18 protein-coding genes are annotated in these 25,439 nt (G+C 35.5%); 3 read left to right on the forward strand and 15 right to left on the reverse strand.

The annotated features are described in order from the left end of the window. The first annotated feature begins 3 nt into the window (after window positions 1-3). Window positions 4-1,005, forward strand: coding sequence for a DNA polymerase III subunit delta (gene holA / locus DCS95_RS18865; RefSeq protein ID WP_116772354.1), 1,002 nt, complete (start codon window positions 4-6; stop codon window positions 1,003-1,005). A 3-nt stretch (window positions 1,006-1,008) separates the two neighbouring features. On the opposite strand, the gene DCS95_RS18870 is transcribed toward holA, so the two are convergent. Then, the gene (locus DCS95_RS18870) at window positions 1,009-1,386 is read right to left on the reverse strand and encodes a DoxX family protein (protein WP_116772355.1); all 378 of its coding nucleotides are present in this window, start codon (window positions 1,384-1,386) and stop codon (window positions 1,009-1,011) included. Between the two features lie 294 nt (window positions 1,387-1,680). On the opposite strand from DCS95_RS18870, the gene DCS95_RS18875 reads away from it, so the two are divergent. Further along, the gene (locus DCS95_RS18875; protein ID WP_116772356.1) at window positions 1,681-4,461 is read left to right on the forward strand and encodes a M16 family metallopeptidase; all 2,781 of its coding nucleotides are present in this window, start codon (window positions 1,681-1,683) and stop codon (window positions 4,459-4,461) included. Window positions 4,462-4,534: 73 nt separating this feature from the next. Here the strand turns inward: DCS95_RS18875 and DCS95_RS18880 are convergent, their stop codons facing one another. The 7 genes from DCS95_RS18880 to DCS95_RS18910 all read right to left on the reverse strand — a co-directional run bounded on the left by DCS95_RS18880 (window position 4,535) and on the right by DCS95_RS18910 (window position 17,107). Further along, window positions 4,535-6,946: an alpha-ketoacid dehydrogenase subunit alpha/beta gene (locus DCS95_RS18880; RefSeq protein ID WP_116772357.1), complete on the reverse strand. Its 2,412-nt coding sequence runs from the start codon at window positions 6,944-6,946 to the stop codon at window positions 4,535-4,537. Between the two features lie 157 nt (window positions 6,947-7,103). Continuing rightward, entirely contained in the window at window positions 7,104-9,953 is a 2,850-nt protein-coding gene (locus DCS95_RS18885; protein ID WP_159303770.1) for a M1 family aminopeptidase, read from the reverse strand. Window positions 9,954-9,961: 8 nt separating this feature from the next. Further along, entirely contained in the window at window positions 9,962-10,648 is a 687-nt protein-coding gene (locus DCS95_RS18890) for an LOG family protein (RefSeq protein WP_058105885.1), read from the reverse strand. 37 nt (window positions 10,649-10,685) lie between these two features. Continuing rightward, the gene (uvrA, locus tag DCS95_RS18895; RefSeq protein WP_116772358.1) at window positions 10,686-13,517 is read right to left on the reverse strand and encodes an excinuclease ABC subunit UvrA; all 2,832 of its coding nucleotides are present in this window, start codon (window positions 13,515-13,517) and stop codon (window positions 10,686-10,688) included. Window positions 13,518-13,633: 116 nt separating this feature from the next. Next, window positions 13,634-14,470 (reverse strand): universal stress protein, encoded by an 837-nt coding sequence (locus DCS95_RS18900; RefSeq protein WP_116772359.1) that lies wholly within the window; start codon window positions 14,468-14,470, stop codon window positions 13,634-13,636. Window positions 14,471-14,539: 69 nt separating this feature from the next. Further along, a complete protein-coding gene (locus DCS95_RS18905; protein ID WP_116772360.1) occupies window positions 14,540-15,592 on the reverse strand; it encodes a response regulator in 1,053 nt (350 codons plus the stop codon). A gap of 3 nt (window positions 15,593-15,595) precedes the next feature. Then, window positions 15,596-17,107, reverse strand: coding sequence for a sensor histidine kinase (locus tag DCS95_RS18910; RefSeq protein ID WP_116772361.1), 1,512 nt, complete (start codon window positions 17,105-17,107; stop codon window positions 15,596-15,598). 94 nt (window positions 17,108-17,201) lie between these two features. On the opposite strand from DCS95_RS18910, the gene DCS95_RS18915 reads away from it, so the two are divergent. Continuing rightward, entirely contained in the window at window positions 17,202-17,603 is a 402-nt protein-coding gene (locus DCS95_RS18915; protein ID WP_116772405.1) for a hypothetical protein, read from the forward strand. Window positions 17,604-17,605: 2 nt separating this feature from the next. Here the strand turns inward: DCS95_RS18915 and DCS95_RS18920 are convergent, their stop codons facing one another. From DCS95_RS18920 to DCS95_RS18950, 7 genes are all read right to left on the reverse strand, one after another. Next, window positions 17,606-19,081: a mannitol dehydrogenase family protein gene (locus tag DCS95_RS18920; protein WP_116772362.1), complete on the reverse strand. Its 1,476-nt coding sequence runs from the start codon at window positions 19,079-19,081 to the stop codon at window positions 17,606-17,608. A 4-nt stretch (window positions 19,082-19,085) separates the two neighbouring features. After that, window positions 19,086-20,804, reverse strand: a complete 1,719-nt coding sequence (locus DCS95_RS18925) for a purine-cytosine permease family protein (protein WP_116772363.1) — start codon at window positions 20,802-20,804, stop codon at window positions 19,086-19,088. 196 nt (window positions 20,805-21,000) lie between these two features. Beyond that, window positions 21,001-21,822, reverse strand: coding sequence for a DUF6503 family protein (locus tag DCS95_RS18930; protein ID WP_116772364.1), 822 nt, complete (start codon window positions 21,820-21,822; stop codon window positions 21,001-21,003). 19 nt (window positions 21,823-21,841) lie between these two features. Further along, on the reverse strand, window positions 21,842-22,975 hold the full coding sequence (locus DCS95_RS18935; RefSeq protein ID WP_244178498.1) for an MBL fold metallo-hydrolase: 1,134 nt from the start codon (window positions 22,973-22,975) through the stop codon (window positions 21,842-21,844). 238 nt (window positions 22,976-23,213) lie between these two features. After that, complete coding sequence (arsB, locus tag DCS95_RS18940) at window positions 23,214-24,269, reverse strand: ACR3 family arsenite efflux transporter (RefSeq protein WP_116772365.1); 1,056 nt, start codon at window positions 24,267-24,269, stop codon at window positions 23,214-23,216. Window positions 24,270-24,271: 2 nt separating this feature from the next. Continuing rightward, window positions 24,272-24,904, reverse strand: a complete 633-nt coding sequence (locus DCS95_RS18945; protein WP_116772366.1) for an arsenate-mycothiol transferase ArsC — start codon at window positions 24,902-24,904, stop codon at window positions 24,272-24,274. Window positions 24,905-24,925: 21 nt separating this feature from the next. Beyond that, a complete protein-coding gene (locus DCS95_RS18950) occupies window positions 24,926-25,393 on the reverse strand; it encodes a DUF6428 family protein (RefSeq protein WP_116772367.1) in 468 nt (155 codons plus the stop codon). Window positions 25,394-25,439: the final 46 nt, after the last annotated feature.

Here is a 25,439-nt window from a genome sequence, read left to right on the forward strand (position 1 = left end):
TGAATGGATGAAGCTGTACAAATAGTCAATACGATTAAGAAAGGACAAATAAGTCCTATTTACTTTCTATATGGCGAAGAAGCATATTTTATTGATAAGATATCAGATTATATCGGAGCTAAGGTCCTTACGGAAGAAGAGAAGGGTTTTAATCAAATGGTGCTTTATGGAAAAGATGTTTCTATAGATGATATCGTAAGTAATGCTAAGCGTTACCCAATGATGGCTGAGAGACAGGTGGTAATCGTAAAAGAAGCTCAACACCTATCTCGAACTATTGAAGATCTTTGTTCATATGCTGAAAACCCGCAACAATCAACGGTTCTGGTTATTTGCTATAAATACAAAAAGCTAGATAAGCGTAAAAAATTACATAAAATCATTAAAAAGAACGGTGTAATTTTTGAAAGTAAAAAGCTCTATGAAAATCAAGTTAGCGATTGGCTTAGAAAGCATTTGTTGAGTAATGGTTATACTATTTCGCATAAAGCTTCTTTGTTGTTGGTTGAATACCTAGGTACAGATTTAGGAAAAATCAGTAAAGAACTAGATAAGCTAAAATTGGTACTGCCAAAAGAAACAGAAATTAATCCTCAGCATATTGAAGAACATATTGGTATTAGTAAGGACTATAATAATTTTGAACTAAAAAGAGCTATTGGTGATAGAGATATTGTAAAGGCTACTAAAATCATCAATTACTTTGCTCAAAACCCTAAGGATAATCCTTTTATATTAACGATTACCTTATTGCATTCTTTCTTTACCCAATTGTTGCAATATCATGGACTAAGTGATCACTCACCTAAAAATGTTGCCAGCACATTACGTATCAATCCATATTTTGTGAAAGAAATACAGACTGCGGCAAGAAATTATCCCATGAAAAAAGTAAGCGCCATTATTTCTAGTCTTCGTGAAATGGACCTAAAGGGGAAAGGGGTAGGAGCATCACCGATGAAAGAGGCCGATTTGCTTAAAGAACTTTTATATAAAATTGTATAAAGCCTACTTTCTGTCAATACCGTATTTACCGGGTCCTAATAATGCAATCGTAATAAATGCAACTAAATAGAATAGGGCTTTTTCCTTTGTGCTAAAATCATCGGCTCCATGAGCTATAAAAGCAGCGACAGCCATAGTTATTGCAGGTGGAATTGCCGCTAACCGTGTTTTAAATCCTATGATAATTAAAATAGGACATACAAATTCACCTATTACCGCCAAGAATAAAGAAGGAGTTGCTCCTATGCCAAATGGGTCGGCAAATTGAAAATCTCCTGAAATTAATTTTTGAAACTTTGGTAGTCCGTGGGTCAGCATCATTGCTGAGATTGCAATTCTAAAAAACGCTAAACCAATATCTTTTAACAAGGTGTTTTTCATTAGTGTGATTTATTTCCCTTAAAAGTATCATTTTTTTTTGTTTTTTGCTTATGTGACAGCTATTTACTGGTGTGTTTTATGGTCTGTTTTTTAAATTATAGACAGCCTTGTCTTAGTTTTCAATACGTTAGATATATGCTACAAATTGTTAAATAATAAATCTTTTTTTTTAATGGATATGTAAGTAATAGAAGAGGGTTTATTATTTATATGTTTTTTCTTACTTAACGTAGTGATTGCTCCATGTTTTTTTAAAGATTATATTTACTAGAATCATTAAAAAAAGTAATCATCATGAAAAAAACAATTTTATTTATTATGCTGTCCTTGTTTTGTTTAACCAAACATTGGGCACAAGAATTTGAATTTAAATCTGATCAAATAGATTTAAAATATGAAAAATTCGTATTACCGAACGGATTAACGTTATTGGTACATGAAGACCACAAAGCTCCTATCGCTGCTGTCAATGTATGGTACCATGTAGGGTCTAAGAATGAAAAACCGGGTAAAAGTGGTTTTGCCCATCTATTTGAGCACTTAATGTTTAATGGTAGTGAAAATTATAACGATGATTATTTTCAGGCATTGGAAAGAATTGGAGGAACTGATTTAAATGGAACTACCAATACTGATCGTACCAATTATTTTCAAAATGTACCCGTAGCTGCTTTAGATCAGGTGTTGTTTTTAGAATCTGATAGAATGGGACATCTTTTAGGAGCAATTGACCAAGAAAAATTAGATGAGCAACGCGGCGTTGTGCAAAATGAAAAAAGACAAGGTGAAAATCAACCTTATGGTAAGCAATGGAATCTTTTGACAAAAGCAATGTACCCTAAAGGTCATCCGTACTCATGGACGGTCATTGGGGAGATGGAAGATTTAAATGCCGCTTCGCTCGATGATGTAAAAGAGTGGTTTAAATCTTATTACGGAGCAGCGAATGCTGTAGTAGCGGTTGCTGGCGATATTAATCCTCAAGAGGTGTATAAAAAGGTGTTGAATTATTTTGGCGATATACCTGCTGGACCAACCATCGCAAGACAAGAAGTGAATATACCATTAAAAAATACAGACACTTATGAAGTTTATGAAGATAGAGTTCCAGAGGCAAGAATTTTATTTAGTTGGAATACGCCAGAATTTGGAAACAGAGAAGACATCCATTTTGATTTAATCTCTTCTATTCTAACCAGTGGTAAAAATTCTAGACTTTATAAAAGACTAGTTTATGATGAGCAGCTTGCTAGCTCGGTGGTTTCATTTCAGGCTTCGAATGAGATTGCCAGTGAATTTATTACTTGGGCAAATGTAAAACCTGGCGGAGATATAGATAAGGTGCAACAGATTATGGAAGATGAGTTGGCTAAACTCATTAAAGATGGACCAACAGAAAGTGAGCTTAAGCGTGTTAAAGCGGCTTATTTTTCAAGCTTTATAAAAGGTTTGGAGCGTATCGGTGGCTTTGGAGGAGTTTCAGATATCTTAGCTTCTAATCAAACCTATTTTGGAGATGCGGCCTATTACAAAACAGTGCTTGAATATGTTGAAAATGCTACAATTGCCGATATTCAAAATACAGCAAAAAAATGGCTAACCAGAGGAAAGCATGTTTTACTATGTAAACCTTTTCCAGAATACACAATTACCGATAGCACTATTGATAGAAGTAAATTGCCTGAGGTTGGAGAAGCTAAAAGCTCTAAGTTTCCAACTTTGCAAAGAGATAAATTATCTAACGGACTTAATATTGTTTTGGCAAAAAGAACGGGAGTACCGACCGTAGTCATGAATTTGATGTTCGATGCAGGCTATAAGACAGATTATCTTTCGAGTCCGGGTACTGCGGCTTTATCCATGGATTTATTGGACGAGGGAACTAAAGATTTAAATTCTCTAGAAATAAATGAGAAATTACAATTGTTAGGTGCAAACCTATATACTTATTCTAGTCAAGATAATTCAAATATTTATCTAAATACATTAAAACCAAGTTTAGATGCTAGTATAGATTTATTTGCAGATGTTGTTTTAAACCCTGCATTTCCAGAAAAGGAATTTGAGCGTTTAAAGGATGAACAATTAAACAGAATACAACAAGAGAAGTCTCAACCGATTTCAATGGCTTTAAGGGTAATGAACAAGTATTTGTATGGTGAAGGTCACCCTTATAGCAATCCCTATACCGGTACGGGTTACACCGAAACGGTTTCAAAACTTACAAAAGATGATGTACAAAAGTTTTATTCTACTTGGATAAGACCAAATAACGCGACTCTAGTGGTTACCGGCGATATCGATATGAAAGATTTGAAGTCTAAGTTAGAAAAGACCTTTGGGAAATGGAAAAAGGCAGATGTTCCAACCATTTCCTTTACGACACCTAAAGTTGATTCAAAAAACACACTTTATTTGATGGACAGACCAGAATCTGAGCAATCTGTGATCTTAGCAGGACATTTAACTGAAAAGTATGGAGATGTTTCTCAAATTGCGTTAGAGCAAATGGTTAGTATTTTAGGAGGTGATTTTACCTCTAGAATTAATATGAACTTACGAGAAGATAAACATTGGGCATATGGTGCAAGCGGATTTGTTATGGGGTCAAAGGCTGAGCGCCCTTTTATTATGTATGCACCGGTGCAAACAGATAAATCGGCAGAATCGGTTACGGAACTACGAAAAGAAATCTCAGAATTTATTTCAACAAGACCGGTAACTAAAGAAGAGTTGGAAAAGGTTAAGACAAATCAAATATTAAGTTTGCCCGGTCAATGGGAGACCAACAGTGCTGTAAACAGTTCTATGGCGAATTTGGTAAATTATGGTTTGCCAGACGATTATTATCAAAAATACGATGCTAATGTTCGTAACCTTTCTCTACAAGAAGTTAGAGATGTTAGTAAAAAGATAGTTAAACCAGAAGCTGTTAATTGGTTTATGGTGGGAGATAGGGCTAAGATTGCAGATAAATTAGATGCTCTAGGTTTTGATGCCATTATAGAGATTGATGCTGATGGTAACCCCAAAAAACCGGCTATTAAAGAAGTACAACAAGAACTTAAAAATTGATTTATTTTATACATGCAGAAATAAAAAATCCCATTAAACAATGGGATTTTTTTTCTTTATTATTGAATGATCACTATCGTAATTTTGGATAATCGTTCGGGCTTACTTCATGCATAATGTTGTATACCTTTTCAAATATATCTTCTCTATTTGGTTTTGAGAAATAATCCCCATCCGAACCGTAAGCAGGTCTATGCGCCTTGGCGCTTAAAGTTTGAGGTGCACTGTCTAAATACTTAAATGCTCCTTGTTTTTCAATTATTTCATTGAGTAAGTAAGCGGAGCAACCACCGGGTACATCTTCATCTATAACCAATAGGCGATTGGTCTTTTTCACGCTCTCTAATACTTCCATTTCAATATCAAATGGTAATAAAGTTTGTGCATCTATAACCTCGGCATCTATACCTACTTCTATTAGTTCTTTTGCAGCTTTTTCTACAATACGCAAGGTAGATCCATAAGAAACAAGTGTAATGTCTTTACCTTCTTTTAGTTTTTCGACTTTGCCTATCGGGGTACAGAATTCACCTAAATTCTTAGGTTTCTTTTCTTTTAAACGGTATCCGTTTAAGCTTTCGATCACTAAGGCAGGTTCATCACTTTTTAACAGGGTATTGTAAAATCCTGCTGCCTGGGTCATATTTCTAGGGGCTAAAATATACATGCCCCTTAACAAATGTATTAAGCCGCCCATTTCTGAGCCAGAGTGCCATATACCTTCTAGTCTATGACCTCTTGTTCTTATGATTAAAGGTGCTTTTTGTTTTCCGGCAGTTCTGTATAACAATGAAGCCAAATCGTCGGTAAGCGTTGCTAAAGCATAAAAAATATAATCTAGATATTGTATTTCTGCAATTGGTCTAAGACCTCGTAGCGCCATACCTATACCCTGCCCTATAATGGTAGTTTCTCGTATACCGGTATCTGCAACACGTATTTTACCATATTTTTCCTGCATACCTTCCAACCCTTGGTTTACATCGCCAATAGCACCGGTATCTTCACCAAAAATTAAGGTGTTAGGATATTTTTCAAATAGTTTATCAAAATTATCACGTAAGATAACTCTTCCATCCACCATTTCTGAATCATCTTTATAGGCAGGCAGTATTGCTGTTATATTACTTGCTTTACTGTCGTTTTCACTGTAAAGGTGAGAACTGTATTTTTCTTGGGCTTCCGATAAGAAATTAGAGGTCCAATTGATTAGATCTTGCTTTTCTTGAGTATTCTCTCCTAGTAAATATCGTAAAGATTTTCTAGCCGTAATAGCAAGGTCTTTACGAACAGGCTCCTCGGTAGCAATTAAATCGTTCTTTAATTTATTCAAGAAATTTTTATTGGGACTTGTAGATGCAACTTTCTCAATTAAATTTACCAATACTGTTTTATTGGTAAGCAGGGTTTTTAAATATTCTTCCCACGCTTCTTTCTTAGCTTCCCTTACTGTTCGCTTTATTCTTTTTTCAATAGTAGCCAACTCTTCAGTAGTGGCAATACCTGACTCCAGTATCCATTCTTTAAAACGTTTATTACAGTCATGATCGCGTTCCCATTCTAAACGCTCATTGTCTTTATAGCGTTCATGAGAACCAGAAGTAGAGTGGCCTTGTGGTTGAGTTAATTCCTTAACGTGAATTAATACCGGTACATGTTCTTGTCTAGCGATATCAGCAGCATTTTCATAGGCATGCATTAGGGCCGTATAATCCCAACCGTTTACTTTTAGTATTTCGTAACCCGTTTCGTTATCGGATCTTTGAAAACCTGATAAAATTTCCGATATATCTTCTTTAGTTGTATGAAATTTTGCTGGAACCGAAATACCATATTCATCATCCCAAATACTAATGACCATTGGTACTTGCAACACACCTGCTGCATTTATGGTTTCAAAGAACATACCTTCACTAGTACTTGCATTACCAATGGTACCCCAAGCTATTTCATTACCGTTAACCGAAAATTTAGCGCTGTCGAGTCCTTTTTGATTTCTGTAGACTTTAGAAGCTTGTGCCAAGCCCAATAAGCGTGGCATTTGCCCTGCCGTACATGAAATATCTGCACTACTGTTTTTTTGTTTGGTCAAATCTTTCCAGCTACCATCGGCATTTAGACTGTGGGTTAAAAAGTGACCGCCCATTTGTCTACCGGCACTCATAGGCTCTTTTTCAATATCTGTAGTGGCATAAAGTGCATGAAAGAATTCTTTAGGGTTTAAGAGCCCTAAAGCCATCATAAAAGTCTGGTCTCTATAATAACCGCTTCTAAAATCTCCGTTTTTAAAAGATCTTGCCATGGCCAATTGTGGTAATTCTTTACCATCACCAAAAATGCCGAATTTGGCTTTACCTGTTAGCACTTCTTTTCTTCCTAATAAACTACAGGTTCTGCTTAAAAAAGCAATTTCATAGTCATTTATAATTTGTTCTTTGAAATCTTCAAAAGAAATATCATTACTGGTTTTAGAAGAAACATCCATGTATTAAACGTGTTTATACAAAATTACCGAATCAAGTACTTTTTAGCAACGCAATTGCCAGTTAATTTATTCCATATTTTTCAACAAATATGATATTATTTTGAAAATATGTTAATTTTAACTGAAAATTCTGCCTACCGTATTAGATTTTCTCAGTTTAAAACCATTTTCTTGTGAATAGCCCTGTTAGGGTTTTTGGGCTTACGGTAATTATAAATCTAATTTTTTCACCATAATTGGGTTGTGATACTTCCCAACCGTTATTGGAATACATAGGTAAGTATAGCTCAAAGTAGTCTGTAACTAGATTTAACCTTACCCCAGAATCATACACGAATTTACCGTCAAAGTCTCTATTTTTAACTAAACCGGCGTCTCCGTATAGTTCGATCCATTTCCAAAGATTAAAACTTCCGTTTACGGTGGCCATCCAATCATTTGAAAATCTGTAGCGTTGATCTAAAAAAGATTTAAATCCGCCTTCTGCAATAATGATTTGCTGACTATAAATACCAGAATCTTCGGATCGACCTAAATAACCATAGTCAAACAAATAATCTGTAGGGCGGTCTAAGGCAAAACTGAAAAAATCTGTTTGGGTTTTATTGCTCAAAAATTTACCGGCAAAGAATCTAAGGTTTAACTGTCTATTGTTTTCAAATAATTTTCTGTATTCATATTCAAAAGATAGCTTACTGAAATTGCCAGCAAGTTGAAAATCTAAAAACCACGATTTATAATCTAAAATACCGTTATCCCTATTGATATACCGGGCATTGAAAACACTGTAATCGGGATTTTCTGGGTCGTTCGCCAAATTTTGTAGTGAAGGGTCAAAATCCCTTAGAATATTGACATATCTAAATGATAAAAACTCCCTTTTATTTGACAATAGGTCTGCTGGTCGAAAGCCAAAGCTTACCGATGGTGTTATCGAAGTATATCTAGAATTTTCATTGAAATGTGATGTTGAAGCTCCAATACCATAATTGGCCACGTATAGACCGCTTTTGCTTAAATACTTTCTGTAGTTAAACTTCCCATATCCTACAAAAGCTTTTTCCCTAAAAGAGTAAGAAGGGGCAAAGTCATATACAAAAGGTCTTTCCAACAGGGTTTTATTGTAAAGTCTCATGCCCGGCACCCAGCCATCATACACGTTAAAACTTAATACTGGTACATAGAAAACCTGATTGTAATACGGGTTTTCTGCATCTTTAAAAAAGGTAAACTTTAACTTCTTGTTACTGGATAAAAATCCTTTAAGTGATTTCCAATTATCTCTTTGGTTAAACTCAGGAATTTTTTGGTCGTAATTAAGTACCAACCTATCTTCTTGATTGTTGGGAATACTAAAAGTTTCTTCAAATTCAATATCACTGAACCAATACTCTGAAACAACAGAGTCTTTCTTAAGACCGAAAACAGAAATAGGCACATTGGTACCTTCTTTATTTTTGATGGTTACTTGTAAAGAATCTGGCTCTTTTTTAACCTTCTTTATTTTAAAGTCTATTTTACGATCGGTGGATACATAATCATTAAAAAACCAATTGATATCTACATCGGTTGAACGTTTTAAAATAGATTCAAAGTCATGAACCTTTACGTTATTTAATTTAAAATATTTGAAAAAGGTTTTTATGCTTTCGTCTACATGTTCTTTTCCAATATAATCTGCTAAATAGGCTAAACCTAAACCTGCCTTATACTTATTTGCGATTTTTTGATTAAACTTAATTAGTGAATCATTTGAAGTCTCTAGTGCTTGATCTAAATTTTTACGTGCCGTTAAATTATATAGAAACGAATATTGGTCGTTAAAATCCATCTTTGCCAATTCAAAACTTCTAAAGCCCCAAATTTTAGAAAGTTTACCCATCAATTTTTGGTCAGGATAGTATTGCTCAACAAAGGCTATCATTAAATAATTGGCAATGGCACTGTTCAACCACTGTTCTTTACGTGGATTCAAGAACATGGTCTCTCTCAAAATACTATTGATGGCCGTTTTTAGAAATTTCATTTCAAATTGAAATTGCTCTTCGTAAGGCCGTATAAAAGAGGGGAGTTGATTTATGCCGTATAGCGGATCCTTATTATAATCTAGCTCACTTACCAAAATCTTTTCATGTGGGTAATCGCCAAGATTGTTGTGGATGAAATTTGCTACCTTATTTATAGATAAACCTTGTCCGATCGGACTATATCTTGGAGCTCTAAAATCTGTCAAAAACGTCATATATGGCGTTCTGTGGGTGACAAAGTTTTTCTGGGTATTTAGAATGATTTCTCCGCCACGTTGTAAATTTCCTTTTAATTGGGCGAATTGACCGTTTGGAAAAGATGCTTCTGATTCAACATCAAAATTGGAAGCTAAATATAGACTGTCTGGATACTTAAAGTTTATGACCGTATTGGTAACGTTCATATACATATCTTCAAGATTTTTGTTGGAGTATAAATGCCATTTACCATCATAAACGGCAGGTGTTAAATACCAATCTTTTAGATAATAATCTCCTTTGTTACCATAGCCATAGGGCGTATACTTATTTGGAGGCAATTTTACTTTATAGGTGATGAAAATTTTGGTGGACGCCTCAGGAGGAAGAATGTCGTTCAACGTTACCTTTAAAATATCCTTACCCTCTGTACGGCTCCATTCCAGTCCATTATAATCATCATCAACTACACTGATAATAGTTGTTTTTCCACGTTCATCGGCTTTTGCCAAATGAAGTGATTTTTTGAATTCTTGTGCAAACCTTTTTGCTAATCCGGTATTCTTATCTGAATAGGCATTTGCCCAATCATTGAAATAAATGACACCCAGGTTGTAGTTAGACTTGTTGTAATAGGTGAATTCTTGCTTTATGTCTAACTCTTGGGTATACTCGTTTAAACTAACGGTTAGGTCAGTATTATACTGGGCATAACCAACGGAAATATTGGTAGCCAATAAAAAAATACAGAAATAGAAAAAGGAATAAAATTTACGTTTCAAGACTTGGATTAAAAATTAGGACTCATGCTGTGTCCTTTGTAAAAGGAATCTATAATCTCAACAACTTCTTCTTCGGTATCCACTATTTTGATAAGATTTAAATCTTCCGGACTAATATTGCCCATTTTAAGCATGGTGCCTTTAACCCAATCCATTAAGCCTGTCCAGAATTCACTACCAACCAAGATAATTGGGAACTTACCTATTTTGTGGGTTTGTATAAGTGTTATCGCTTCAAAAAGCTCATCTAAAGTTCCAAAGCCACCAGGCATTACAACAAAACCTTGAGAATACTTTACGAACATTACTTTTCTAACAAAGAAATAATCGAAATCTAAACTCTTGTCATTATCTATATAAGGATTATCATGTTGCTCAAAAGGCAGGTCTATATTAAGACCAACAGAAGTACCGCCTGCAAGGTTTGCACCTCTATTACCAGCTTCCATAATACCAGGTCCACCGCCTGTAATTACTCCGTAACCAGCTTCTGCAATACTTTTTGCAATAGAAACCGCCAGTTTGTAATATGGGTCTTCTTCTTTGGTTCTTGCAGAGCCAAAAATAGATACACATGGCCCAATCTTGCTCATTCGTTCAAAACCGTTTACAAATTCACCCATTATTTTAAAAATGGCCCAAGAGTCGTTGGTTTTTATTTCATTCCAGCCTTTGTGATGTTTTTCTGATCTCATTCGTTAGTGCTATTCTTTATAGATAGTTATCTAATTATTATTTTAATTCCCTTTTTAAAAATTTAGCCGTGTAGCTTTTCTTGTTTTTAGCTACTTGCTCTGGAGTACCTTTGGCAACCAATTGCCCTCCTGAGCGACCACCTTCGTAACCAATATCAATAATGTAGTCTACCATTTTAATTACGTCCATATTATGTTCAATAACTAATACGGTATTTCCTTTATCGGCTAATTTATTCAAAACTTCCATCAAAACCCTTATATCTTCAAAATGAAGTCCCGTTGTGGGTTCGTCCAAAATATAGAACGTGTTTCCGGTATCTCTTTTAGACAGTTCGGTAGCCAACTTTATACGTTGTGCCTCTCCACCTGATAGGGTGGTCGATTGCTGACCTAATGAAATATACCCCAATCCTACATCTTGTATGGTCTTCAACTTACGATGTATTTTTGGAATAAGTTCAAAAAATGACACAGCTTCGTTAATTGTCATTTCAAGAACATCTGAAATGGACTTGCCTTTGTAGCGTATTTCTAGGGTTTCCCTATTGAATCTTTTGCCATTACAGGTTTCGCATTCTACATAAACATCGGGCAAGAAATTCATTTCTATGACACGAAGACCACCACCTTGGCAAGTTTCGCATCTGCCTCCTTTTACATTAAAACTAAATCTACCGGGTTTATATCCCCTAATTGAAGCTTCGGTAGTCTTTGCAAATAACGACCTTATTTCACTGAAAACACCGGTGTAAGTTGCAGGATTTGATCTTGGGGTTCTACCTATTGGTGATTGATTAATGTCAATAACTTTATCAATATGTTCTAGACCCGTAATTTTCTTGTAGGGCATCGGTTTTTTAACGCCATTGAAATAATGTGCGTTCATGATTGGGTAAAGTGTTTCATTGATCAAGGTAGATTTTCCACTACCTGAAACTCCCGTTACTCCGATCATTTTGCCTAATGGAAACTTAACGGTAATGTTTTTTAGATTGTTACCCGTACATCCAGATAACACAATTTCATTACCATTGCCTTCGCGTCTTTTTTTAGGTACTTCAATTTCCTTTACACCGGTCATATAATCGGCGGTTAATGTATGCACATGTTTTAACTCTTCCGGTGTGCCTTCAGAAATAATTTCACCTCCATTTTTACCGGCTTTCGGACCAATATCGATAACATGGTCTGCACGCTCGATCATATCGCGGTCATGCTCAACCACAATGACCGAATTACCTATGTCCCTAAGTGATTCTAGCGACTTGATCAACCTTTCGTTATCTCGTTGGTGTAAACCTATGCTTGGTTCATCAAGAATATATAGCACACCAACCAATTGTGATCCTATCTGTGTTGCAAGGCGTATACGCTGCGCCTCACCGCCCGAAAGCGATTTGGAACTTCTGTTCAGAGAGAGGTAATCTAAACCGACATCCAATAAAAACTGAATTCTGGTTTTAATTTCCTTAATGATTTCCTCGGCTATTTTTAGCTGGTTGCCACTAAGTTTTTTATCCAGACCTTTAAAGAACGAAGCAAGTTCAACAATATCTAGGTTTGCCAGTTCGGCAATATTTTTTTCCTCAATTTTAAAGTAAAGCGATTCTTTTTTTAAACGGTAGCCATTACAAGCAGGACATTTAATTTTGTCCATATACTCTTTTGCCCATCTTTTTATTGATGTAGAGGGAGCTTCATCAAACTGATTTTTAATAAAATTGGATATGCCTTCGTAATCAATTTTATAAGTGCGTTTAACCCCCAAAGTTTTAGAATCTACTTCAAAACTTTCTTTACCGCCATTCAAAAGAATTTCAATGGCTTTCGCCGGTATCGTTTCTATTGGATCGGTAATTTGGAAGTTGTAACGTTCAGCAATAGTTTCTATTTGTTTGAACGCCCATGACTTTTTATAATCTCCCAAGGGTGCAATACCACCACCTTTAATTGATAATTTTTTATTTGGGAATATCTTTCTCTCATTTACTTCATAAACGTGACCTAATCCTTTACAATTGGGGCACATGCCTTTAGGTGAGTTAAATGAAAATGTATTTGGTTCTGGAGTAGGGTAAGAGATCCCTGTTGTAGGGCACATTAAGTCCCTACTAAAATATCTAGGTACTTCTGTACCTTCCTCAAGTACCATCAAAACATTATTACCACTATACATCGCAGTATTGATGCTTTCTGAAAGGCGTTTATGGAAATCTTCGTTTTCAGCTACTTTTAACCGATCAATAACAATTTCTATATCGTGGGTCTTATACCGATCCACTTTCATGCCTTTTACAATATCCTTTATTTCACCATCAACCCTAACTTTTACAAAACCTTGTTTGGCAATTTGCTCAAAAAGCTCACGATAATGTCCTTTTCTAGACTTAATTACCGGGGCAAGAATGTTGATTTTTTTGTCTAGGTAAGATTCAATAATCAAATTTTTTATCTGCTCATCGCTATAACTCACCATTTTTTCTCCAGTATTGTAACTGTGTGCATCAGCAGCACGGGCGTATAAAAGCCTTAGAAAATCATAAATCTCAGTAATGGTGCCAACGGTAGATCTTGGAGATTTGGAGGTCGTTTTTTGTTCAATGGCGATTACGGGAGATAAACCATCTATTTTGTCAACATCGGGTCGTTCTAGACCTCCTAAAAATTGTCTTGCATAGGCCGAAAAAGTTTCAATATAACGTCTTTGCCCTTCAGCATATATGGTATCGAATGCCAATGATGATTTACCACTACCAGACAGACCGGTAATTACGACCAATTTATCTCGGGGTATGGTAACATCTATATTTTTAAGGTTGTGAACGCGTGCGCCCTTAACCTCTATGTTTTCTTCAAAATTAATCATGTATTCACAGCAAAGTTGCAAAAGTACGATTTTGAGTGCGAATTACATACGTTCCCTTTTAGTTTGAAATAGTACAATCTCTTTATTTTTTAATGCAATTAAGTAGACTGGGCATTTTATTCATGTAAAACCAATAAAGGAACCGAGGATTGAAAAGTTAACTGTTCTTTGGTAGGATTGAAAAATAGTTGTTGAAACAGGTTTAAGTTTTTTGCTGCCAAGGTTAGCATTTCAACACTGTTTTCAACCAAATAAGTTGCAATGGTCTCTTTAATGTTTAAACCTTGTATTTCTTTGAAGCAGTGAAAATCGGTAAACATTTCTTTCAAGTAATCGTGCAAATATGCTTTATTGGCGACTTGAACATTTGAAAAAGTAGTTTTAGTTTGATTTATATGTACTACATCTAATGTTGCATTGGATATTTGCAATACTTCGGTCAAGGATTTAAGAATAGGGTAGGTGTAAAAAATATTATAGTCTGTAGGGAAGCCAATTTTACTAGGCTTTTTTATTATAGCCTTGTCGGATACGGCCAATACATTGCAAGGGACTTTAGTAATTACATTTATCGTATTATTTCCAAAAATGATATGGTCTGGGTCAGACACACCTTTTGCGCCCATAATGATTAAATCTATCTTCTTTTCAACAACAGTTTTTTTTATAATATCGGTAAAATTTCCATAATCCCTTAGGGCAATAAACTGATGTAAAACGTTCTTTTTTAGTTGAGCTAATTGTTCAAAAAAATGGTTTAATTTATAGTCGGTAGTTGATTGTTTTTCAATAGTTTTTAGCGCTGTCGAATTCTTTGTTTCGGCTATATTACTCAATTCCTCTACATGTAAAATATAAAAAGTGCAATGGTCATAATTGAATAAACATGCCGCATAATTAAGGGCATTCCATGCATTTGCAGAGAAATCAGTGGGAATTAAGATATGTTTCATTCATATAAACTTACTACCCAAAAGTAATCTCTTCTTAAACGCTGATAAATGATATTTATCAGATTTGAATTAATTTACATATTGTAAAGCCTTTAGTTCTACAATTTGAATATTTCTGCCTTCTATAATTATAAGGCCCTCTTTTTTAAATCCAGATAGGGTACGAATGAGACTTTCTGTAGCGATGCCCGCAACACTGGCAAGGTCATTTCTAGAAATTCTTATTGGTTCGTTTGGTTTCGTATTCATTAACTCTGCAAACTGTAGTAGTGTCTGTGCAGTTTTTCTTCGTACCGAACTATAGGCCATCTGTAATAATTGAGCTTTTATGATAGATATGTTCTCAGACAGTAATTCCATTAATTCCATTGAAATATTCTTGTTCTCGTCTAATATCTTTTTGAGGTTGTCTTTTGATATACCTGCAAGTTCAACGGCTTCTAATGCGGTAGCAGTTTCTTGATAGGGAACATTGTTTAAAAAGGAGGTAAACCCTAGGAAATCATCTGCCTTAGATAATGAGGTTATCAACTCTTTACCATCGGCATCCATACTATAGCATTTTACAAGACCTTTTAAAATGAGATATATTTTGTTGGATCTAGCACCTTCTTCGTAAATGGTTTCTCCAGCATTAAAACTTGATATTTCACCATTATCGTCAAAGAAGTTTTTTAGTTCATGTACGGTACGCATTTCATTTTCAGACACACCGTGCTCTTTGGTGGTTTGATCTTGCATACGTTTTATCAATTCAGCCTTTGCCAACCTGCTTTCAATGGCACTCATTAGGTCTTCTTCCTCAAAAGGTTTGGTAAGGTAATCATCAGCACCTAGGTCCATTCCTTTTCTAATTTCTTTATGCTCTGTTTTTGCAGATAGAAAAATAAAGGGGATGTGCTTTGTTTGTTCGTTGGTAGATAATTGTTCAAGCACACCGTAACCATCCAATTCTGGCATCATGATATCACAAATAATAATGTCCGGATGGATTTCAATAGCGGCTTCTACACCTATTTTTCCATTAGGGGCGGTATTTACACTATAACCAGCTAATTCTAAGAGTTCTTCAGTGTTTTCGCGTAAAGCTTTGTCATCTTCGATTAAAAGAATTTGTTTCATTTGCTAGTTGGTTTTTAGTTTTGGAATACTTATAATAAATGTAGAGCCTTTATGTACTGTACTGGAAAATTCAAGACTGCCACCTAAATTTTCCATATGCTGTTTTGCGATATTCAACCCAATACCGGTACCTTGGGTCAATAAGGCGTTCTCTGCTCTAAAATATCGATTAAAAATATGTTTCTGCTCTTCTTCGGGTATGCCAATACCTTGGTCAATTACTTTAATGGTTGTTTCAGAATCTTGATCATCTACTTTTATAGCAATGGTAGTATCTTCTGGTGAATATTTAATAGCGTTATGTATTAAATTTGATAACGCCAATTCTAAGGTCTTCTCATCAAAATTAATATTCAAGGCATCGATATTTTCTGGGTAATCAATTTGTTGACCAGATTTTAAGAGCATGTTGCTATTGTACACCACCTCATTGACAATTTTACTCAACGGAAATTCTTCGACCCTGTAATTCACTTTGCCCGATTCTAAGCGTTCTACCGATAAAAAATCTGTAAGTATGGTATCTAAATACTTTACCTTGCTCTTAATTGTTGCCACGTGCTTGTCTCTTTTTGGCTGCTGATCGGTTTGGGTATATTTTCCAAGTAAGATAATAGAGGTGAGTATACTGCTTAAAGGGGTTTTGAATTCATGTGAAACTAATGATAAAAATCTGGTTTTTAGCTCGTTAAGTTCTTTTTCTACCGCCAGTGCTTCGGTTAATTGCTGTGTGCGCTCCTCAACTTTTTTCTCTAAATTTTCAGTGTAATTCTTTCTTTCGGTAATATCCAATATAAACGCTACAAAAACTTTCTTTTTACCTAATTCAGATAGTTGCAGGTGTATTTCAACTGGGTAGGTTGTGCCATCTTTTCTGCCGTGAATGGTTTCAAATTTTAATTTAGGGGTTTCTTCATTAAGCAAAGGTGAGATCAGATTTCTAAAGCTTGCTTCACTGAAATCGGGCTTAATATCTACCGGAGTCATTTCATACATTTCCTCTATGGAGTAGCCAATATTTCTTTGCGCTTCTTTGTTTACATTTAAAAACTTGAACGTTTCTGCATCAAAAACGAAAATCTCGTTGAGAGATTCATCAAAAATGCGAGCCCAGTGACTCAATTCTTCTTCTTTGTTCTTTCTTTCGGTAATATCGATTACCAAGGCCATAACATAGGTTGAGCCATAAAACTCGAAAGGATTCAACCCTGCCTCAACCGGAAATTCTTTGCCGCTTTTGGTAATGCCGTAAAGATCTCTACCATGCCCCATTTGTCGTTTATCACTCTTAGCAATAAACTTTTCTACATGCTTGCTATGACCGGCAAGGTATCTTTTTGGTATAAGAATATCTAAGGGCTTACCTAACAATTCTCCTTTTTCATAACCAAACATTTGTTCTGTTGACGAGTTGGTTGCCACAACGATTTGTTTGGCATCAACAACAATAATACCTTCTGAAACCCCTTCTGAGAGTAAATTGAAAATATCACTGTTTTTTTGAAAATCTTGCATATATCCAAATATATTGATTACGACTGATTTTTGTCATATGAATAGTGGGTTAAACGCCATATTTTCATATCCAAAATCTCATAAGAACATTAAAATGAAAAATACTGCGAAAACAATGAACGGTTTATATGAAAGCCTGGGCTTACTTTTTTATGCCGTAGCTATTAGTGATGGTACCGTGCATAGTAAGGAATGGGTAAAAGTAAAGGAATTGGTAAAAGAAGATTGGTTGTACGTTGATGATTTTACAGATCGCTACGGTACAGATGCGGCCAACCAAATTGAAATAGTCTTTGATGTGCTTAGGGAATCATCAAAAGGGAGTAAGGAATGTTTTGGGGAGTTTGTTGAATTTTACAAAATGCACCCACATGCATTTTCAGATGAAATAAAAGCCTTGACCAAAAAAACGGCCAAGGCTATTGCAAATTCATTTGCAGGAAACAACAAATCTGAACTTGTGCTTTTGGCAAAGATCAATTTGTTATTGAATTAAAGCTATATCATAAGCTTTTTGATATCTGGATCGGCATAGATTTTCTGTACCATATCACTATATAAGCTTGTGAATTTTTCATTTTGAGCCAAGTTGCCAAATAAAGATTCTTGTTTAATAAAAGCAAGAGGGTCTTTGTTGGTCTTACTTGCGGCTTGGTGCAACTGATCTTGCAAGGCGTCAATAATTTCAATGGATTCTCCATTTTTATTTACTCCCTTGTCACTGTAATAGCACCATGCTGCTATAACGAGAGTAGCATATTCAATACTGCCGCCGTTTGCTAAATTGTCTTCAATGGTGGCGATTAAAAATTTAGGCAATTTCGCAGAGCTCTCTGAGCAAATACGGCTAACACTATCTTTTATGTTAGGGTTTGCAAAACGCTCTTGTAGACTGTCTTTATATTTGGTAAGGTCAATACCCTCTAATTTATCTAGTACCGGCGTTGCTTCATTATCCATAAACGCTCTCAAATATGATACGAAAACCTCGTCTTCCATACATGCATTTATTGTTGGGTGGCCATGAATAGCACCTAAAATACCAAGTACTGAGTGCCCGGCATTTAAAAGACGCAATTTCATTTTTTCATAAGGCTTCACATCTGGTACAAATTGAACACCTACTTTTTCAAATTCTGGTCTGCCGTTAGAAAAATCATCTTCAATTACCCATTGTATAAATGGTTCGCAAGTTACTGGCCATTCATCTTTTAGGTCATAGGTTTGCTCTAAATAAGCTATGTCCGCTTGAGTGGTAACCGGTGTAATACGGTCAACCATGCTGTTTGGGAAACTTACTTCCTTTTCGATGTATGCCGCTAACTCCGCATCTTGTTTTTGTGCAAAAGTTAAGAGCATTTCTTTGGCGACATCTCCATTGTGCTGAATGTTATCACAAGACATAACGGTGAATGCCGGTAAACCTTCTTCTTTTCTTTTTTTAATGGCAGCCGTTAAAAAGCCATATATTGTTTTTGGCTCTTGTGCATGATTTAATTCATGTTGAACATCTTTATTTTCAAAATCGAACTCACCGGTAGCAGGATTAAAATTATAACCTCCTTCGGTAATGGTCAACGACACTATTTTTGTATCTGGATGCGCCATTTGATCAATGACAACAGCTGGGGTATCAAAACCTAGTTTAAAATCGACTATAGATCCTATGACTCCCGAGTCTATCTTTCCATCCGGATGCTTTACTATCAGCGTGTACATACCGTCTTGCTTTTGCAGTACGTCATGAATTTTTTGATCACCTTGTCGCAATCCTATTCCGCAAATACCCCAATCATGAGCATTTTCTTTTTCATGCAATAAGTGTGTATAATATGCTTGGTGTGCTCTATGAAAACCACCCACACCAACGTGCACGATTCCTATTTTAAGTAAATCTCTTTGGTAGGTAGGTGTTGGTAGCTTTTTGCTTATTTCTGCCAAACTCTTTGAATTCAACATGATTTCTTTTGTCATTGTTTTAGCTTGATTTTATAGATTTTCCACGTAATAATGCCCCGTAGGAAGTTACAAAGTACACTACGGTGCAAATAAACGCATAGGTGTAAAAAGTTTCTCTATTTTCAATATAGATGTTTTCATCGGCACTACTGAACAATACAATTCCTGCCAATATTAAAGTGATAACCAAGGCAATTAGAGAAACAATCTTTAAAACTTTAGTGAATAGGGTAGTGTCCTTTTTTTGTTTTGTTTCGGTTTGACTCTTTTCTTCTTGGTAGGCTATAATTTTTTCATTTCTTAATTTTTCTTTTTCCTTAGCTTCGGGGTATTTGTTTTTTGCACCATACTTACCTGCAAGTACCGTGTATACGATGATAGTGAACATCCATGTTGGTATAAACAGATAGAAGAATGACATAACGTTTAAGGCATTCAACCCAAACCCGAATACTAATCCTAATCCCCATGAAGCAATAGCAGGTGTGCTAAAGGTTAAATTACGATAAGATGACCAGTAGCGTGTATACCCAATTCTTGGAAAAATTTGGTGTTCGGCAAAGACAATCGCCCCAACAGGAACAACTAACAGACCAGCATAAGTCAATAGCGGTAGAATTTGAGAAAATACAAATGGGAAACATGCTATGGCAATGGTAATTATACCTACCACTATAGTTGTCTTTTTACGTGAATGTCTATGAAATATTGCTTGTGCAGCCAAACCAGCCCTATATAAGTTTGTAATTGCGGTTGTCCACCCAGCAACGATAACAATAACAAAACCAGACCATCCCAAGGCATAAAATGCAACATCTCCCGGATCTAGTTCCACTATGGTTTTACCTATGATAACTGCTGCACCTGCTCCCATAATACCTGCAGCTATCCATGCAACGAAGTGCCCGAACATCATACCCGTACTAGTAGCCAGACCGTAAGATTTCTTTTTTGCGAACCTTAACAATGCCATATCGATCAGTCCAAAATGGGTAATGGTATTCGCAGCCCATGCAAAACCAATTACTTCTATTAACCCTATACCGGGCTCGCCAGAACTATTGATACCGGTCCAAATAGATTGATCGCCTAGCGAAATTAACTCGTTCCAGCCGGTAGGTAGTGTTGTTCCTAAAACATCTAGAGACAAAGCTGGTAATAATACCATTGCTCCACTAGAGAACATCACAAATAACCATGGAGCGCATATGCCGGAAAACTCAGATACGGCATTAAAACCATATAATGCAATGGAAACCACTACAAGACCAACACAAAAAACAATGACTACAAACCACATATTGGTCGGGTACCAATTGAGTTGCGCAGGAATATCAAAAGCAAAACGAACCGCTGTAGCGGATACGGTTATCATTGCAGCGGAAATAACAGAGAAAATTATGACGTTAGCCCAATTGTAAAGCTTGGTCATGGAGTCTCCCGCAATCTTGTTCAAATAGGTATATAAACTTAATCTGGTGTCTACCGCAATTGGAGATGTAATGAACGTCCAACTTAACACGGCAAGAACATTACCGATCAGTAAACCCAAAATAATGTCCATTGTTTTTGCCCCTAGCGCTACGAAGGTAGCACCAATAACAAATTCTGTAGCGGCAACGTGTTCTGCAGCATATAGTCCTGCAAAATGCGTCCAATCGTGTAATTTATTTTTTGCAACTGGTAATTGCTCTTCGTTTAGTTTTTTTAATGCTGAATAATCGGTGTTGGCTGACATTAGTTGAGTTGGAAATTAAGTTTGTAAAACAATTGAAATTGAGTGCTGATTAATGACTCTGTAAGTCTTGGCATTTTTTTAACAGGGGTGCAATGTATTTAATTATTATACAAAGCCGTATGCCTTTTAACAGTTTTGTAATACTGTTTTGTTGAATAATCAGATAAATAATTAATAATGTATCAAAAACAACAGCTTATTTTTGGAAATCGGTAGTTTTTAAATCGTTGTCAAATTTTATATTGGTCCAATTTACATGGGTCCAAGGGGCATCGCTAACCGTGGCTTCCCAAGTTGATTTTTTGTATTTACGCTTGGCAGGTATCAACATACCATCTACTTTATCATATGCTACTATCATTAAATTAGGAGTTTCCATTGCTCCAAAATCTGCAACTGTAAATAGAAACTGATCAACTAGCTGCGTTTCTTTATTGATATACAATTGATAAATATCCGTTGGTTTTGAATTGCCAAAATCGAACGAAACCTTTACTATATCGTAATTCTCGTTGCTAGTATTTTTTTCACCTAAATATTCATAGTTAACGCCAGGATCCATTAATTTTTGGAACATAGTAAACCAATAGAAATTTGTGGGTCTATTAAAGGCAACTCTTTTTAAAGCAGTAGTGTCATAAACTACTTCACCTTCATTTTTTAACCAATATTCTTTACCATCATATCCTTGTTCAATAGTGCCATCAAAATTGCTTAATGTTCTTTCGTGCCTATCGTATTTGCCATATGATAATTCACCGTCAAAAATATATTTTTCGGTTGAGATATCGGTTTTACCATCTGCTGTTTGGTAAGTGTACGTGTAAACTACATCCTTTTTATTACGTAACTGTTTGTAGTTGCCTACCTTTTCAATCATTTTAGCAACAAGTTCATGTCCCTTATTTTCGTAGGGAGACTTGGCTGTACTTTCTTGTTTTTCTTTAGTTGTTTTCTCGTTTTTACATGAGAACGTTAGACAGCTAAGAATAATAATGCTTAATATTTTGTAATTCATGACAGTACTTTTTTTAATCTTAAAAATTCTTCCACCAGTCGGTGTAGTTGTTCACAGTGTCTTTCACAATAATCTCTTGTCCAATTTCAGGAGAAATAACATTTAGCTCCAATTCTTTTGCCTTTGCCTTTACCCGAACAATGGGATCTGTCCATTCATGTAAAGCTAGTTTAAAACCTGCCCAGTGAATCGGCATAATCTTACTAGCTTTTACATCCAAACCTGCTTGTGCTGTTTGTTCTGGCATCATATGTATATCAGACCATTGTTGGTTGTATTGGCCACACTCCATCAATGCTAGGTCAAAAGGACCGTATTTTTCCCCAATTTCCTTAAAATGTTCGGCATACCCACTATCTCCACTAAAATAGATATTATCTGTAGTTGAAGAAATTACCCACGAACTCCATAATGTACTTTGTCCGTTGTTCATTTTTCTCCCTGAAAAATGTTGCGCAGGTGTACAGGCTAATTTAATATCGTTCAACACAGTCTCTTGCCACCAATCCATCTCTGTAATTTTTTCTTTAGGTACGCCCCAAGCCTGTAAATGAACACCAACACCCAATGGCGTATAGAAATGTTGGGTCTTTTCTTTAATTTTTAAAACCGACTCATAGTCTAAATGGTCATAGTGGTCATGCGAAAAAAGTACAGCATCTATACTAGGTAATTTATCAATATCAATAGGAGATTCTTCATTGAAACGGTTACTGCCTAAAAGTGGGTGTGGTGCCGCCACCTTACCGAACATGGGATCTATTAAGATATTCTTATCGTTAATTTGTAATAAGAAGGTGGAGTGACCAAACCAGATCAATCTTGTTTTCCCTTTATAGTTTGTAATATTTGAAGCATCAATATGCTTTGGTTTCAAATCTATTTTAGGTCTACCATTTGGTACTTTTGTCGTAAAGAACTTATACGCCAAACTTAAGGTCTGGGGCAAACTCATATCTTTTGGTACATCATTGCTATTTCTAAATTTACCGTCTTTATAGTTTTTAGATAGCTGATAGATTTTTTGTTGTTCTTTTGAAATGTCTCCACCAAAACTAGGGTAGTAATTGGTGAATAGTAGGTATAGTAGTACCAAAACACCAATAATAGATAAAATTGCAACCATTACTTTTTTTAAAATTTTCTTGAACATTGTCTGTATCTCTTAAAACCTTAGTTGCAGATTCAAATCTCTTTCATCTAAGTTTTGAAGTCAAAATTAGGGAGATATGTTATAGTACGCGTATACTTTTTACCAATTCTTGAACACTTTTTAACGTTCTGCTCGTGTAATAGTTTTGTTACACAAAAAAATAGGGTCCAAAACGTATGTTTAGACCCTGATTTTTAATATGTTATTTCGATTTATGATTGCAAACCAAAAAATCGCGTTATGCAGTTTTGGTTGCTGTTTTGGAAAAATACTTTTTCTTCAACCAAAAAGAAACCTTCACTAAAAATATAAGTGCAGGTACTTCAACTAGCGGACCAATAACACCTGCAAATGCCTGACCGGAATTTAATCCGAAAACTGCTATTGCCACTGCTATGGCAAGTTCAAAATTGTTTCCGGCTGCTGTAAATGCTACTGATGCTGTTTTGTCATATTCTGCACCGGTGGCTTTGGTAAAAAAGAAACCGATAATGAACATTAAAGTGAAATAAATCAATAATGGTACTGCAATAATTAATACATCCATAGGTATTTCAACTATCAATTCACCTTTTAAGGAGAACATGATAACTATGGTGAATAGCAGAGCAATCAATGTCATAGGTGAAATTGCCGGTATGAATTTGTTGGTATACCATTCTTCGCCTTTTAACTTCACTAAAATCAGCCTACTTAATATTCCCATTAAAAAGGGTAAACCTAAATAGATAGCTACACTTTCGGCAATGGTGCCAATAGAAATATCTACGATTGCGCCTTCAAACCCAAAATAAGGTGGAAGTATGGTAATAAATATCCATGCATAAAAGCTATAGGCAAATACCTGAAAGATACTATTAAGTGCAACTAACCCTGCACCATACTCGCTACTACCATCGGCAAGGTCGTTCCAAACCAAAACCATGGCTATACATCGTGCAAGACCAATAAGTATAAGACCAACCATATATTCTGGATAATCTGATAAAAAGGTAATTGCCAGTATGAACATTAAAACCGGACCAATGATCCAATTTAAAATTAGACTTATAGATAGTATTTTGGTATTTCTAAACACCTTAGGCAGCAAAGCATAATTAACTTTTGCCAGTGGCGGATACATCATTAAAATCAACCCGATTGCTATTGGAATATTTGTACTGCCACTGCTAAATGAATTAATGAATTCAGGAAAGGTGGGGAAGAAGTACCCTATACCGACACCAAGTGCCATGGCGGCAAAAATCCAAAGCGTTAAATTCTTATCTAGAAAACTTAATTTTTTAGAAGCCATTTTTACTTGTTAATTTGTGAGAATACATAAAATAGTTCTGTAGCGATCTGTATACTTCTTTCAGCATATTTCTCTGCTTGCTGCGGTGTGTTGTCAAACGCCTTTGGGTCTTCAAAAGTGATAGGAACTCTTTTTTCCGCTCCAGCTATAAAGGGGCAACCACCATCTGCTTGTGAGCATGTCATGACTGCTGCAAATTGTGCTGACGGATTAAAAGGATCTTCATATGATTTAGAGAACCCAATTACCGGATGCTCGTTCTCAGAAAATTTAATGGCATAAACAGGATTACTGGTCTCTGATAATTTTTGAATCTGAAAACCTTGGTTCTTTAATGTCTCTGCAACCATAGGGAATAGGGCAGTAGCTTCTGTACCACCAGAATAGCAAGACACATTTTTAATACTGTAATAGTTTGCCATAGTCTGTGCCCAAACTTGAGATAAATGACTTCTTCTGGAGTTGTGGGTACAGATGAAATTTATTCTGATTTCTTCATTAACATTCGTTTTCTCTTGAATGAAATCTACCAATGGTTGTAAAACAACTTTACGATCTGCAGTAATTGAATCGGTATTTAATTCTTTTATTAAACTCTCAATTTCTGGTAATATATTCGTTTTTGTAGTAATCATGTTCTTTGGTTTATTTAAAGGTTAACAGCAATTTCCGTCAGGAGAACAACACGGTTCATTATTAATATCCGAAAGTTTTACTTTTTGCTTTTCTTCGGGAATACCACATTTGTCTTTTGCCAAACAATCTGTTTGTTTAGAGGTCAATGTAAAATAAGTACCGTCAAAATCTAGCCCAAATTTTTCAATGGTCTGTCCTTGGTATTCCACCTCAATTTCCAAATCATCTATCCCTAAAACCTTTTCCGATAGTTCAATAATATTGATCAGTTTTTCTGGGTGAAGCCTGTGGTCATAATCATTCGCATTCCATAATTGGAAGTTGGCAACTTCTTCGTTACGAACAGTACCACCGCAGTCAATAAAATTCTTGGTGATCTTACCAACTTCGGTAACGTGAAAATGATTGGGTACCAATTCACCATTTGGTAACTGAAACCCTATGGTGTCTAACTGTCCTAAAAGCTCTTTAATTTCTGATAGTCTCATAATGCTATGTTTTAAATTTTAATTTCTATTATTTATTTATCGCAAT

This window comes from Maribacter litoralis, assembly GCF_003075045.1.
Classification (GTDB): Bacteria; Bacteroidota; Bacteroidia; order Flavobacteriales; family Flavobacteriaceae; genus Maribacter; species Maribacter litoralis.

What these genes read in the sequence shown, in the direction of transcription:
- DCS95_RS18925 (WP_116772363.1), bottom strand. Translation starts at nt 20,804, where the DNA reads ATGTCAGCCAACACCGATTATTCAGCATTAAAAAAACTAAACGAAGAG.
- DCS95_RS18935 (WP_244178498.1), bottom strand. Translation starts at nt 22,975, where the DNA reads ATGTTCAAGAAAATTTTAAAAAAAGTAATGGTTGCAATTTTATCTATT.
- DCS95_RS18930 (WP_116772364.1), bottom strand. Translation starts at nt 21,822, where the DNA reads ATGAATTACAAAATATTAAGCATTATTATTCTTAGCTGTCTAACGTTC.
- DCS95_RS18905 (WP_116772360.1), bottom strand. Translation starts at nt 15,592, where the DNA reads ATGAAACAAATTCTTTTAATCGAAGATGACAAAGCTTTACGCGAAAAC.
- DCS95_RS18910 (WP_116772361.1), bottom strand. Translation starts at nt 17,107, where the DNA reads ATGCAAGATTTTCAAAAAAACAGTGATATTTTCAATTTACTCTCAGAA.
- DCS95_RS18900 (WP_116772359.1), bottom strand. Translation starts at nt 14,470, where the DNA reads ATGAAACATATCTTAATTCCCACTGATTTCTCTGCAAATGCATGGAAT.
- holA (WP_116772354.1), top strand. Translation starts at nt 4, where the DNA reads ATGGATGAAGCTGTACAAATAGTCAATACGATTAAGAAAGGACAAATA.
- DCS95_RS18890 (WP_058105885.1), bottom strand. Translation starts at nt 10,648, where the DNA reads ATGAGATCAGAAAAACATCACAAAGGCTGGAATGAAATAAAAACCAAC.
- uvrA (WP_116772358.1), bottom strand. Translation starts at nt 13,517, where the DNA reads ATGATTAATTTTGAAGAAAACATAGAGGTTAAGGGCGCACGCGTTCAC.
- arsB (WP_116772365.1), bottom strand. Translation starts at nt 24,269, where the DNA reads ATGGCTTCTAAAAAATTAAGTTTTCTAGATAAGAATTTAACGCTTTGG.
- DCS95_RS18870 (WP_116772355.1), bottom strand. Translation starts at nt 1,386, where the DNA reads ATGAAAAACACCTTGTTAAAAGATATTGGTTTAGCGTTTTTTAGAATT.
- DCS95_RS18915 (WP_116772405.1), top strand. Translation starts at nt 17,202, where the DNA reads ATGAAAAATACTGCGAAAACAATGAACGGTTTATATGAAAGCCTGGGC.
- DCS95_RS18950 (WP_116772367.1), bottom strand. Translation starts at nt 25,393, where the DNA reads ATGAGACTATCAGAAATTAAAGAGCTTTTAGGACAGTTAGACACCATA.
- DCS95_RS18875 (WP_116772356.1), top strand. Translation starts at nt 1,681, where the DNA reads ATGAAAAAAACAATTTTATTTATTATGCTGTCCTTGTTTTGTTTAACC.
- DCS95_RS18880 (WP_116772357.1), bottom strand. Translation starts at nt 6,946, where the DNA reads ATGGATGTTTCTTCTAAAACCAGTAATGATATTTCTTTTGAAGATTTC.
- DCS95_RS18945 (WP_116772366.1), bottom strand. Translation starts at nt 24,904, where the DNA reads ATGATTACTACAAAAACGAATATATTACCAGAAATTGAGAGTTTAATA.
- DCS95_RS18920 (WP_116772362.1), bottom strand. Translation starts at nt 19,081, where the DNA reads ATGACAAAAGAAATCATGTTGAATTCAAAGAGTTTGGCAGAAATAAGC.